11 protein-coding genes are annotated in these 12,861 nt (G+C 63.7%); 2 read left to right on the top strand and 9 right to left on the bottom strand.

Annotated features, from left to right (window positions below):
• Position 1: 1 nt before the first annotated feature.
• The 3 genes from dapB to rpsO form a co-directional block, all read right to left on the bottom strand.
• Complete coding sequence (gene dapB, locus Q0X61_RS01960) at positions 2-745, bottom strand: 4-hydroxy-tetrahydrodipicolinate reductase (protein ID WP_297739815.1); 744 nt, start codon at positions 743-745, stop codon at positions 2-4.
• 160 nt (positions 746-905) lie between these two features.
• The gene (locus Q0X61_RS01965; protein ID WP_297739817.1) at positions 906-3,116 is read right to left on the bottom strand and encodes a polyribonucleotide nucleotidyltransferase; all 2,211 of its coding nucleotides are present in this window, start codon (positions 3,114-3,116) and stop codon (positions 906-908) included.
• A gap of 356 nt (positions 3,117-3,472) precedes the next feature.
• Positions 3,473-3,736 (bottom strand): 30S ribosomal protein S15, encoded by a 264-nt coding sequence (gene rpsO / locus Q0X61_RS01970; protein ID WP_297739819.1) that lies wholly within the window; start codon positions 3,734-3,736, stop codon positions 3,473-3,475.
• Positions 3,737-3,920: 184 nt separating this feature from the next.
• Between rpsO and Q0X61_RS01975 the strand changes: the two genes are divergently transcribed.
• Positions 3,921-4,403: a GNAT family N-acetyltransferase gene (locus Q0X61_RS01975; protein ID WP_297739821.1), complete on the top strand. Its 483-nt coding sequence runs from the start codon at positions 3,921-3,923 to the stop codon at positions 4,401-4,403.
• A gap of 55 nt (positions 4,404-4,458) precedes the next feature.
• Here the strand turns inward: Q0X61_RS01975 and Q0X61_RS01980 are convergent, their stop codons facing one another.
• Complete coding sequence (locus Q0X61_RS01980) at positions 4,459-5,703, bottom strand: neutral zinc metallopeptidase (RefSeq protein ID WP_297739836.1); 1,245 nt, start codon at positions 5,701-5,703, stop codon at positions 4,459-4,461.
• 111 nt (positions 5,704-5,814) lie between these two features.
• On the opposite strand from Q0X61_RS01980, the gene Q0X61_RS01985 reads away from it, so the two are divergent.
• Positions 5,815-7,494, top strand: a complete 1,680-nt coding sequence (locus Q0X61_RS01985; RefSeq protein ID WP_297739823.1) for a DUF2207 domain-containing protein — start codon at positions 5,815-5,817, stop codon at positions 7,492-7,494.
• A gap of 9 nt (positions 7,495-7,503) precedes the next feature.
• Here the strand turns inward: Q0X61_RS01985 and Q0X61_RS01990 are convergent, their stop codons facing one another.
• The 5 genes from Q0X61_RS01990 to Q0X61_RS02010 are packed head-to-tail and all read right to left on the bottom strand — an operon-like array spanning position 7,504 to position 12,364.
• Complete coding sequence (locus Q0X61_RS01990) at positions 7,504-8,478, bottom strand: ABC transporter substrate-binding protein (protein ID WP_297739825.1); 975 nt, start codon at positions 8,476-8,478, stop codon at positions 7,504-7,506.
• A gap of 11 nt (positions 8,479-8,489) precedes the next feature.
• Positions 8,490-9,299 carry an ABC transporter ATP-binding protein gene (locus tag Q0X61_RS01995; RefSeq protein WP_297739827.1) on the bottom strand — a complete coding sequence of 270 codons (810 nt, stop codon included), beginning with the start codon at positions 9,297-9,299 and terminating at the stop codon, positions 8,490-8,492.
• Position 9,300: 1 nt separating this feature from the next.
• On the bottom strand, positions 9,301-10,071 hold the full coding sequence (locus Q0X61_RS02000) for an ABC transporter permease (RefSeq protein ID WP_297739829.1): 771 nt from the start codon (positions 10,069-10,071) through the stop codon (positions 9,301-9,303).
• Complete coding sequence (locus Q0X61_RS02005) at positions 10,068-10,871, bottom strand: ABC transporter permease (RefSeq protein ID WP_297739831.1); 804 nt, start codon at positions 10,869-10,871, stop codon at positions 10,068-10,070. Before Q0X61_RS02005 ends, Q0X61_RS02000 begins: the two co-directional genes overlap by 4 nt.
• Positions 10,868-12,364, bottom strand: coding sequence for a class I adenylate-forming enzyme family protein (locus Q0X61_RS02010; RefSeq protein WP_297739834.1), 1,497 nt, complete (start codon positions 12,362-12,364; stop codon positions 10,868-10,870). The genes Q0X61_RS02005 and Q0X61_RS02010 overlap by 4 nt, the downstream gene beginning before the upstream one ends.
• Positions 12,365-12,861 lie beyond the last annotated feature (497 nt).

The following is a 12,861-nucleotide window of genomic DNA, read 5'->3' on the forward strand; positions in this document are numbered from 1 at the left end:
GTCAGATTCCCAGCACGTCGGAGAGCCCGAGGGTGAGGCCCTTGTGAGTGCGCACGTGCTCGATTGCGGCAATGACGCCGGGCATGAACGAAGCCCGGTCAAAGGAGTCGTGACGGAGCGTGAGACTCTCACCTGCCGCACCAAAAAGCACCTCCTGATGAGCAACGAGCCCCTGCAAGCGCACCGCGTGCACGTGAATGCCCTCGACCTGCGCACCCCGGGCACCCAGCTCGTCGTGCACCGTCGCATCTGGCACCGGATCCATGCGCTCCTCCTCGCGCACCGCGGCAATCCGCTGCGCGGTCGTCGTCGCCGTACCTGACGGGGCATCGGCCTTGTGGGGGTGGTGCAGCTCCACAATTTCCACCGACGGGTAGTACTTCGCCGCGAGTTCTGAGAACCGCATCAGCAGATTCGCCCCGATGGAGAAGTTCGACGCGATGAGGACGCCCACGCCGGGGTGTTCGTCGCACAATGTGCGCACCCGCTGCAGCCGGGCTTCGTCGAATCCGGTGGTGCCGATCACCATGTCCAGGCCGCGTTCAAGTGCCCATTCAATGTTGTCCATCACCGCATCGGGATGGGTGAAGTCGACGACCACTTGAGCGTCCTTGATGGCTTCTCGGGGCGCCTCAAGATCGGAGCCGCCCGTAAACACCATGCTGTCGGCTTCCTCGACGGCTGTCACTACCTGGCTACCCATCTTGCCGCTGACGCCAAAAACGCCAACCTTGGTTGCATTCATGCTGGTTACCTCCTGCATGGTTCGGGCGAGTCCATCGCTTCGTACTACTTCAGTTCTACCAGCAGGGTCCGCACCAAGGATGCGACCTCCCACGGACGTGCCACGGCCGGCCCTGCCCCAATGAGCAATGGCCGGCCGCGATCACCTGGATGAACGGAACTCACTCCTCCTCGGAGCGCTCCTCCTGGCGCTCTTCTTCCTCGATGACGGGCACGAGCGAGAGCTTGCCGCGGTCATCAATGTCGGAGATCTCAACCTGGAGCTTCTGGCCGACGCTGACCACATCGTCGACGTTCTCGACGCGCTTGCCACCGGCGAGCGCGCGCAGCTTCGAGATGTGCAGCAGACCGTCCTTGCCAGGCAGCAACGAGACGAACGCGCCGAAGGTGGTGGTCTTCACGACGGTGCCGAGGAACCGCTCGCCCTTCTCCGGCATGTGCGGGTTGGCGATAGCGTTGATCTGAGCGATGGCCGCGTCGGCAGCCGCGCCGTCCTCAGCGCCCACGTAGACGGTGCCATCGTCCTCGATAGAAATGTTGGCGCCGGTCTCGTCCTGGATCTGGTTGATCATCTTGCCCTTGGGGCCGATGACCTCACCGATCTTGTCGACGGGTACCTTGATCGCGACGATACGTGGCGCGTAGGGGCTCATCTCGTCCGGTACATCGATGGCTTCGCCCATCACGTCGAGCAGCGTGTGACGCGCGTCGCGGGCCTGCAGCAGCGCCTTCTGCAGCTCGCTGGCGGGAATGCCGTTGAGCTTGGTGTCCAGCTGGAGGGCGGTGACGAAGTCGCGGGTGCCGGCCACCTTGAAGTCCATGTCGCCCAGGGCGTCTTCCGCGCCGAGGATGTCGGTGAGCGCGACATAGTGCGTCTCGCCGTCGAGTTCCTCGCTCATGAGACCCATGGCGATACCCGCAACGGCGGCGCGCAGCGGCACACCGGCGTTCAGCAGCGACATCGTCGAGGCACACACCGAACCCATCGACGTGGAGCCATTCGAGCCCAGTGCCTCGGAAACCTGACGGATGGCGTAGGGGAACTCCTCGCGCGTGGGCAGCACCGGCACAAGCGCACGTTCGGCGAGCGCACCGTGACCAACCTCGCGACGCTTCGGCGAACCGACGCGGCCCGTCTCACCCGTGGAGTACGGGGGGAAGTTGTAGTTGTGCATGTAGCGCTTAGTGTGCTCGGGCGAGAGCGTGTCGATCTTCTGCTCCATGTCCAGCATGTTCAGCGTAGACACGCCAAGAATTTGGGTTTCGCCGCGCTGGAACAGCGCTGAGCCGTGCACGCGCGGCACCACAGCAACCTCGGCGGACAGCGCACGAATATCGGTGACGCCGCGCCCGTCGATACGCACGCCCTCGGTAAGCGTGCGGTGACGCACAATCTTTTTCGTAATGGCCTTCAGCGCAGCAGCAATCTCGTTCTCGCGGTCTTCGAACTTCTCCGCGAGCTGCTCCTGCACATCCTGGCGGATGGCGTGCGTGGCGTCGTCGCGATCCTGTTTGCCGGGGATGGTCATCGCCTCAGCGATACGGTCCTTCGCTAGCTCCTCGACGGCGGCGTACACGTCGTCCTGGTAATCGAGGAAGACGGGGAAGTCGTACGTTTCCTTCGGCAATTTGGCGGCGAGCTCAGCTTGAGCGTCGCACAGCGTCTTGATGAACGGCTTCGCGGCTTCGAGACCTTGCCCGACGACCTCCTCGGTCGGGGCGGTCTTGCCGCCACGCACGAGCTCCCAGGTGGCGTCGGTGCCGCCGGCCTCCACCATCATGATGGCGACGTCGCCGTCGTCGAGGACGCGACCCGCAACCACCATCTGGAAGGTCGACTTGTGTACCTGCTCGACGGTGGGGAAACACACCCAAGTGTCGTCGATGAGGGCGACGCGAACACCGCCGATGGGACCCGAGAACGGCAGCCCAGCGAGCTGGGTAGACATGGACGCGGCATTGATGGCGACCACGTCGTAGTACACGTCGGGGTTCAGCGCCATGACGGTGACGATCACCTGCACCTCATTGCGCAAGCCCTTGACGAATGCGGGACGCAGCGGCCGGTCGATCAGGCGAGCGGCCAAGATGGCGGCCTCGCCGGGGCGCCCTTCGCGTCGGAAGAAAGAGCCGGGGATCTTGCCGGCTGCGTACATACGTTCTTCAATGTCGACGGTGAGCGGGAAGAAATCGATCGCGTCACGTGGCGTCTTCTGCGCACACGTGGCTGCGAGCAACATGGTGTCGTCGTCGATGTAAACGGCTGCGGAGCCGTCGGCCTGCTGCGCGAGTTGGCCCGCTTCGAAGCGCACGACGTGTTTGCCGTACGAGCCGTTGTCAATCACGGCTTCGGTGTACTCAAGTCCTGCCATTGGTGCAGGGTTCCTTTCGCTAGTGCCGCCCAAACATGACGAACCGCCGTGGAGTACCCGGTCTTCGATCGAGGCCCGCGGGGAATCACACCCGAAGGTCACTACCGAGGACCAGAGCCACTCCGGTTGGGCGGCGATGAGACTATCTATGCGGTTGTCGCCTACCATGCTAGCGGACGCGACGCGAAATGCCCCGATTTCAACGCCCCATGCAGCCACCGACGGCGCGCCCCAACGACGTCTCTGCCTTGCCCCCCGTGACGTTCCTCCCAATAAGGAATGTGGGATTCCACCGAAAACGGTGGAATCCCACATTCCTTATTCCGGCTCCCTCGAAGCGATCCGCCTACGAAGGTTCAGCGACGCAGGCCGAGGCGGGCGATCAACTCACGGTAGTGCTCGATGTCCTGCTTCGCGACGTAGTTCAGCAAGCGACGACGTTGACCAACCATCAGCATCAAACCACGACGGGAGTGGTGGTCACCTTTGTGGCTCTTGAGGTGCTCGGTGAGGTGCGCGATGCGCTTGCTGAGTAGCGCGATCTGCACGTCGGGCGAGCCGGTGTCACCAGGCTTGGTGGCGTACTCTTCAATAATCTTCTTCTTTTCCGCAGCGTCCATAGTAGGTGCTCCTTCCAGCTCGCTGCACGGCGCTCCGGTCGCGGGTGCTGTCGGAGCTCTTTTTGGGCCGTGGCCGATCAAACGGCAACCCGGCGATGCTACCACTTGGACGCACCTTCCCCCAACTGCACCCTTGGCGGGTAGGCTCACACCATAATCGTTCGAGCAACCGTGAGGAGAGGCCATGCCTATCGTCGTACGCCTTGTTGAGGAACGCGACCTTCCCGCCCTACGCGAGCATCAGGCGCGCCCAGACCTGAACCTCGTCGATGTTCACTTCGAGGCCTCCGCCGACGGAACCTTGCTCTTTGCTGCCGCATTCGACGAGGACACGCCGCTCGGCACCGCGCTGCTGGACATCACCGACGACTACCAGTGGACACCCGAGCTGCGCAACATGTGGGTGTACCCGCAGGCGCGCCGCCGCGGCGCTGGGCGAGCGCTTTCTCAGTGGCTCGAAGAGGAAGCTCGTAGGCGCGGGCACGAGGCCGTGTTCCTCGCCGTTGACCCCAACAACGAAAAGGCGATCCCGCTGTATGTCTCGCTCGGCTACTCCCCCATCGGCGAGCATTTGATCGTCGACGACCCCGAAGTGCCCCAGGTGGACGATGCCACGAAGCCCGCCGAGTACTACGCTATCTACAAGAAGTCGCTCGTCGCGCAGTAAACCGCTCAAGCTCGACCACACCAGCCGCGCGCCCCAGTGACGCGCCTCGTCGGCGCTATTTCACTTCGCGGGAAGGCGCGACGAAGGAGTTGCACTCCTGGTACGTCGAAGCCTTCAGCCCTCGCTCCGTCCAGAGCCCTCGCGACGCGCTCACCCCGTGGAGCGGTTCCTCGGCATCCGGCGGATCGCCCACGAACTCCGCAGCCTTCACCACGGAGCGGTAATCGCCTGAGTCATACCCCAGCGAGACGGTGACCGACTGAATGAACGACGCGGCAAGGCAATCAGCCTGCACCTCGAGACGACGGTTCAACTCGAACGCCTGCGGCTTGCTCTTCGCATCGCGCATCGAGTAATGCCGCTGTACCAGGATGCCGTTGCGACCCTGCACGTTGTGCCCATACTCGTGCGCCATCACGTAGTCCCAGACGGTCTGATCGTCGCCGATCACGTCCACCAGCTCGGCGGAGAAGTAGATACCCTGGTTGGCTGCGCAGAAGAATGCGTTCCGGGGCTCCAGCTCACCGCATGGGCTGTTGCCACCGTTACCTTCGTAGACCTTAACGCGCGGCTGATACTGCTTGTACCCTGCGGCTTCGAGCGGCGGGCCAAAGGTGCGGGTGAGACATTCAGACAGTGCTTGGAGCCGTTGTTCCAGCTCATCAGCATCGCGGATGTTAGACACGTCGGGCGCTTCACAGCGCACTGGCTCTGGCACCTTCTGCTGGTAGAACTTATTGCTATCAAGCAAGCTGGGGTCGTTGTACGAATCCACCACCTCGGAAGGCCCTTGCCCCGCGCCAGGAACCTGGTACTCCTCATTGACGTAGACAACCTCGTCGTTGCTGCCCGGAGTTCCACCACCGGTGGAGCCTGGCCCCTTCGCCGACTGGGTCAAAACGAAGTATCCCATCATCATGCCAAGCACGACGACCGGCAGCAGTAGCCACCACAGACTGCCGGACTTCTGCTGGGGCGGCGGCCACGGATAGGCGGGCGGATACTGACCGGGCGCGAAGGGAGGCCCACCGGGATTCAGACCGGGCCGATACCGCGGATCGAAACCACCTGGCCGGAATTGTTGGGGGTACCCAAACTGCTGCTGTGGCAGCGGCTGCGTCTGCGGCCCTTGCCACCCCGGCATCGGCGCACCCCCCTGTTGATTCGACGGCGCACCCCACCGCTGACCGTGTGAGCTGGGTTGGCGGGCGTAGGGGTTGGCCCACGATGGCGCCTGGCGCCCGGGAGGGCTGTGGAACGGCGACGCACCGAACCCGTTACGGGGGGCATTGGGGGGCATAGTCACGCCACAACCGTAACCCACGAGAGGGCCACCCCTCGCTCACGCAGGCGCCGGTGCGCATGACACGCCCGTGTGCAATAGTGTGCAAGTCCCGACGAAAGAGTGACCGTGTCGAAGATCCATCGCCTGCTGCTCAGCATCTCCCTGGGCCTCTTGACCCTCGCAATGCTGGCCATGCCCGCACGCGCTGACAACAGCGTCGATGCACTCGATGTCTCCGCCGAGTTGAAGGCCGACGGCACCCTCACCGTGACGAGCACACTCACCGGTGATGCCATGGGCAGCGACTTGCAGATGCGCATCCCCAAGCACTCTCCCCTCGGCGACTTGAGGAGGTTCCTCTACGACGTCTCAGACGTCGCTGTCACTGCAGAAGGTAGTCAGCTCGAGCACACCGTCGACGAAAACTCCGACGCTGTCACTGTGAAGGTGGATCCGAGCAAGTCGGGCGGCAAGCCCATCACGATTGCGTACACCGTCACAGGAACCACGTCGACGCCCGCCGGGCAAGAGGATGTGCGTCATTTCTCCTGGCCAGTGGTCGGCGGGCTGAACATGAGCGTTCAGAACGTGAAGGGCAGCGTGGCGCTACTTGCCATCCCACCGGATTTTGAGTGCGCCGCGGGCAATCCGAGCACCCCGCACAACTGCTTCTCCTGGAACATCGATCGCGACAAGCCGGTGCCGATCAGCTTCGAGGACGGGCCGATTGAGCCAGGGCAGACCATCCAAATCTCGGGTAGTCAGCCCGCAAACCAGGTAGCCTCCACCGCGACGGTGCACACCCGCTGGACGCTTGATCGCGCGTTCTCCCTCACCTTCGTCACCGGCTTGGTATCCCTCGGTGTGCTGCTGGTGGGCGCCGTCGCACTATGGCAGTGGCACCGCCGTGTGGGCCGCGACGAGGTGGCCACCGCCGCACCCACGGTCATTGGCGAGTTCCATCCGGTGGCTGAGGGAGTCAGCGAGTTTCGGTTGCGCGAGAACATCCGACCAGGCCAGATCGGCACCGTCGCGGACGAATCTGTCGATCCGATCGACGTCACGGCGACCATCCTCGATCTCGCCGTGCGTGGTTTCCTTCGCATCGAACAGCTGCATGTGCCAGGCGGTATGGATTGGACGTTCACGCGCCTCAACGATGACACGAGCAGCCTGCGTAAGTACGAGCGCATCTTGCTGGATGCGGTCGCTCCCGTCGACGGAACTCCCGTGCTCGTCTCCCAGATTCAGCAGGCCGTCGGCCCATGCGTATCTGACTTGCAGCATGCGCTCTACGACGACGTCGTGGAGAGCGGTTGGTTCGCAAAGCGCCCCGACGCGTCGCGCACCGATTCGCGCACCATCGGCGCCGCGTTGCTCATCGTGGGCCTGATCGCCACTGGGTTGCTTGCCTGGCTGACCACATGGGGGCTCGTCGGGCTCGCGGTGGTCACCGTCGGGGTGGGTGCGCTCTTCATCGCCGGCGAGATGCCCCGTCGTTCGGCCAAGGGCGCGGCGCTGTTGGCCGGGCTGCACGGGTTCTCAGCCGTGCTCGCCCAACAGAGCACCGAAGTCATGCCACCAGGCAAGGAGCTTCGAGAGATCTCCAAGTTCCTGCCGTATGCGGTGGTGCTGGGCGGCAAGGAGCGCTGGGTCAACGCGATGGTGGCCGCCGATCGCGATACCACTCCAGATCCGGATGCGATCAGCTGGTTCCACGCCCCCGAGGATTGGCACCTGCAGCAGCTGCCGCAGTCGCTGGATGCTCTCATCGCGTCGATCCAGGGCCATCTCTTCGGCCGCTAACCGCCGCGATCAGCCTTCGGGCTGGATCACGTGCTCGTCGTAGTTGGGCTCCTCTTTGATGATGCCGAATTCCTTGGCATGTGCGCCCATCGTCTTGAGCGATTCGACGTCGAGGCCGGGTTTGAAGGCGGCGATGTTGATCTTGTCGGCCACCGCGGGGTCGAGTTTGATCTTCTCCACGGCGAGCTTGCGGAACTCGTCGGGATGCTCGGTGGCGTACTCGTTTGCTTTGCTCATCGCCCGTTGGAATTTCTGCAGCACCTCCGGATTCGCCTCAGCGAATTTCCCGCTGGTGATGTAGTAGCCGAGCGTAGTGTCCGGAATGGCCTCGACGAAGTTCGAGAGAATTGGCCGATATCCGGCATCCACAGCGAGTGTGCGGAACGGGTCAACCTGCCAGATGGCATCCACGTCGCCGCGTTCCAGCGCTGCGCCCATGTCGGAGTAGTTCATGGGAACCCACTCGATGCCCTTCGGATCTATCCCCTTCTTCTGCAACGCGACGGGGATGGTGACGTCGCCGAGATTCTTCAGCGAGTTCACGGCGATGCGCTTGCCAGGAAGATCCTCCGGGCCCTGGATCTTGGAATCCTCGAGCACGAAGATGTTCGACGTGTCCTGCTCCACATCAGTTCCGGTGCCGCAGCAGTTGACGACGAACCGGACGTCGAGGCCCTCGTCGATCGCGGCGAGGTCGGAAATCACGTTGGCGTAGCCAATGGGCGATTCACCGTTGATGACACTCGGGATGATGGCGGAACCACTCTCCGCGATCTCCACCTTCACGTTCAGCCCCTCGTCAGCGAAAAAGCCCTGCTCGATGCCCAGGTAGAGCGGCACGGAGTCGGAGGTGGTGATGTGCTGGATAGTGAGCTCGACGTTGCCGTCGGCATCCTTCTTCGCTTCCGGGCCGCCGGAGCAACCGGAAGCCATCAGTAAAGCTGCGGCGAGCGCAGCAGCGGCGACGTGACGAATCTTGTGCATGGTTACTCCGATCAGATGATGTATTCGGGTTCGGGTTGGGGTTCGACGACCAGGTGGCGGATCGTCGCGAAGACCTCCGCACGGAGTTCTCCAAATCTGGGAATGGCCTTCGTATCGAGCTGCGAGCGTTCACGCGGCAGGTCGATGGTGACGATCTTCTCTACTCGGCTGGGTGACTTCGAGACGACGGCAACCCGGTCGGATAGATACACCGCCTCGTCGACGTCGTGGGTGACGAATAGGAATGTCGCGCCCGTCTCGTCGCGCACGCGCAGCAGCAGATCTTCCAAGTCGGCGCGAGTCTGGGCGTCGACGGCAGCGAACGGCTCGTCGAGGACGAGGAGCTCCGCTTCGTAGGCCAGCGCCCGCGCGATGGCAACGCGTTGTTGCATGCCGCCGGACAGCTGCCAGGGGTACTTGTCGTCTTCGCCGGCAAGGCCTACTTGGGTGAGCGCCTGGTCCACCCGACGCGCCACCTCCGTCGACGATTCTCCCGAGGCCTCCAGCGGCAGGGCGACGTTCTTCGCCACCGTCAGCCACGGATACAGCGAGCGGGAATAGTCCTGAAAGACCGGTGCGAGCTGCCGGGGCGGCCCCTCAATGGCCTTGCCAGCGAGCAACACCTCTCCCGACGTCGGCTCCGACAACCCGGAGATACAGCGCAGCAGCGTCGTCTTTCCCGCGCCGGAGGGACCGACAATGGTGAAGAACTCCCCTTCGTCGACGGCGAACTCCATGCCGTCGAGCACCGGCGTCGCCGTGCCTCGTCGGTTTCTGGGTGCGTAGGTTTTCGAGAGATTGCGGATTTCCAGCAGCGCCATATCAGTGATCTCCTAATGCGTTGCGTGCCCGGTCCCAGGCGAGGATGCGGCGCTGGACCAGGGTGAATGCGCCGCTCAGAAGGATGCCGAGGATGCCGAGGAGCACGATCGCGCCCCACACCGACACCTGGTTGAAGGATTGTTGCGCCCCGATCAGCACGAAACCAATGCCGATGTTCGTGCCGGTCATCTCGCTGGTGACCACCAGCACCAACGACAGTGGGATGGCGATCTGGATGCCTGCCACGAGCCGCGGAACGACGGCCGGAATCACGATTCGACGTTGGTACTGCCACCCGCGGATGCCGAAGCTGCGGGCGGTGTCGCGCGACTGTTCTGGGAGCTCACGTACCCCGTCGATGACGTTCAGCAGGACCGGGAAGAACGTGCCCAGCGCGATGATGAAGATCTTCATGCTGGGCCCCAACCCGAAGATCACCATCGCGAATGGGATCAGCGCCGTGGCGGGAATTGCCCGGACGAACTCGAGTGCGGGTGTCAGCGCAATACGCACCAGGCGCTGCTGCCCGATGACGATGCCGAGCAGGAACCCGAGCGCGATACCGATGCCGAGCCCTGCGAAGAGGTTCGCGAGGCTCGAGACAAGGTGCTTCTGGCCGGCGCCGGTGAACCAGTATTCCCACACGCTCTCCAACACCTCGCTGAGCGGTGGGAAGTAGATGGAGCCGGCGTTGTCCGTAGCCAGGAACCACACGGTGAGTGCGACGACGGCGCCGAGCACGGCGAGGACATTGCGGGTGATTGGTTTCATCGCTGTGCGCTCCTCACCGACGGGTCCCAGAACAGCGCTTTCTTCTCGATCGCTTTCAGCGCCTCGGCAAGCAGATAGCCGACGAGGCCAATCACCACGACGTAGGCGTACATGCGGGCGGTGTTCCCGACGCTTCGGGCGGCACCGAGCTGTGCGCCGAGCCCAGGTACCCCGGCGACGAGTTCAGCGGTGATGCAGAAGATCAGCACCGTGGAGCTCGCGATGCGGATGCCGGTCACTAAGCGCGGCAGCATGGATGGGATCAGCACGTGCCGCACTTGCTGCCATGGTGAGAGTCCGAAGCTGCGGGCCGTCTGCACGCTGACCGGATCTACCACCCCGGCCGCGCCGATGGCGGCGACGAGCATCTGGAAGAACCCGGCGTAGGTGGCGAGGAAGACCTCGGTGGGGCGAGCCGTGCCCAGAATGAGGATGGCGAGCGGAATCATGGCAATCGACGGGATCGGGCGCAGGAACTCGATGATCAGGCTGAACAGCGCCGACAACGCGGCAACGCGTCCGAGAAGCAGGCCCAGCGCGGTGCCTGCCACCACGGAGATCAGCAGGCTGATCCCCCACCCGGTGAGGGTATTGCCGAGGGCGATCCACAGATCGGCCTCTCCGAGCATCCGTGCCAGTTCAGCGACGATGACCGTCGGCGGTGGTGAATACCGTCGTGACACCAAGTCGACGCGTACCACCAGCTCCCACAGGCCGACGAGCGCGACCACGGTGGCAACGGGCAGCCACAGGCGGAGGCTTCGAAGCGCCGGACGACGAGATATTGCGACGGCGGTCATGGCTTGCTCACCTCCTCGCGGGCACGCTGCGCGAGCAGGCTGCGGTCGACCTTATTGGTCTGCGACAGCGGCATCGCATCCAGCGTGAACACCTGGCGCGGGTGCGCGTAGGGTTCGAGCTTCGTCAACGACCAAGCCTTCAACGCCGCCTCATCGACGACATGTCCCGGCGCCGCGACAACAAACGCGACGGGCTTGCTGCCCTTCACCTCGTCGGGCACCGGAACCACGACGGCTTCCGCGACGGCGTCGTGCGCTTCGAGCGCTGCTTCCACCGCGCGCGGATACACGTTCTCACCGCCGGAGGTGAACATGTCGTCCGCTCGTCCTGTGAAGAAGTAGAAGCCATGCTCGTCGCGACGAAACTCGTCACCCGTGCGGTAGTAACCGTCAGGCGTGAAGGGCGAAGCGACGTCGGGGCGGCGGAAATACTCCGTGAACAGCGCCCCGGTGCGGATCTCGAGCTCGCCCTGGCTGGCTTCCCGTCCCTGCCGATCGACAAGGCGCACATCGACGGCAGGATTCACAACGCCGACGGACCCGTCGGGGGTGGGAAGTTGCGGATGCCGGGTGAACGCGACGGGGCCAGACTCCGTCGTGCCATAGCCGAAAATGATGGCAGCGCCGGGGAAGGCCTCGCGCAGCTGGGTAAACAGCGAGTTCGACGCGGGCGAGGAGCCCATGTACACCTCTTGCACCGAGCTGAGGTCGAGCTCCTCGATGAGGGCACGCTGCTGCACGAGCAGCGCGAACATGGGCGGAACACCGGTGAGCCGCGTCACGGATTCTGCGGCGACCACGCGCAGAAACTCTTGGGCATCAAAGCCGCCGGCGATGACCACGCGCCGCCCTGCAGCCAGCGCTCCTTGCACGTTGGCTAGGGCATTCATGTGGTAGAGCGGAGCCGCGACGATAGCGGTAACGTCCGTCGCATCTCCGAAGGTGTGCTGCCCCAGCGACAGCACCCACAGGTGCGAATCGTGCGAAAGCACCACGCCCTTCGGCTTCCCCGTTGACCCGGAGGTGTACAGGATCATCGCCGCATCCGAGCCATCGCGACGGTGCCGTTGCGGGGTCACGCCAGGCGCTGCGCTGGCCTCAGCGAAGGTCAGCGACGGCGTCTCCGCGCCCACTGCCTCGAGCCGGGATGCGTCGTCGACGAGGGCCAGCGTGCTCTGCGAATTCTCGAGCGCATAGCGCAGCACTTCGGGAGGAAATTTGAAGCTGAGCGGCACGGCCACCAGCCCCGCCCGCAGTACGCCGTAGAAGGCGGTCAGCCACTCGATCGAGTTTCGCCCGACGATGGCGATGCGCTCCCCCGACGTGAGCCCTCGCGCAAGCAGTTGGCTGGCCACCGCGTCTGCCTGATCGTTGAACTCCCCGAAAGTGATGCGCTGCGTCATGTCGCCGTCGCGAAACGTGATGGCTTCCGCATCGGGGAGCTCGAGTGCGATGGCGTCGCCCAGATTGGTGAAGGGGTACCCGTCGATCACGGCGCCACCCCTGCTGCCGAAGCTAAGAACGTGCCGCGTCCGATGGCGAGCTGTTTGCCGTTCGCGTCGAGCACCTCAGACCAAGCCGTGGCAATCTGCGAAACTCTCATGCCACAACGGATACAAACACGCGCCAACTACGATTTAGCCGCTTGACTGGTTCACTTCCAGCGAGCGAGGGTCATGGGCCGATCTTCCGGGAAACGAAGAGCTTGCGGTAATGGGGATCCCCGTCTTTACGCGGGTAATAGTGCCAGCCAATTCCTACCCAAAACTCGTCAGCGCCTTCGGAGAAAGCGATCAAGGGGTAACCTGCGTAGTGGCTGATCAGATGCCTTGCAAACTCAGCCCCATAGTGCTGTCGGCGAAGGTCATGACGGATTTCAAAGAACCAGATCGGCTCTTCGCGAACGAGGGTGTAGTCGGGTGAGCGCGTCGGTGGCCGGGTAGGGGTCGAGGTCTCCCGGATGATGGAAGTTCTTCACGCTCGCCATCCC

Origin of the sequence: uncultured Tessaracoccus sp. (assembly GCF_947255005.1) — a bacterium.
Taxonomy (GTDB): domain Bacteria; phylum Actinomycetota; class Actinomycetes; order Propionibacteriales; family Propionibacteriaceae; genus Arachnia.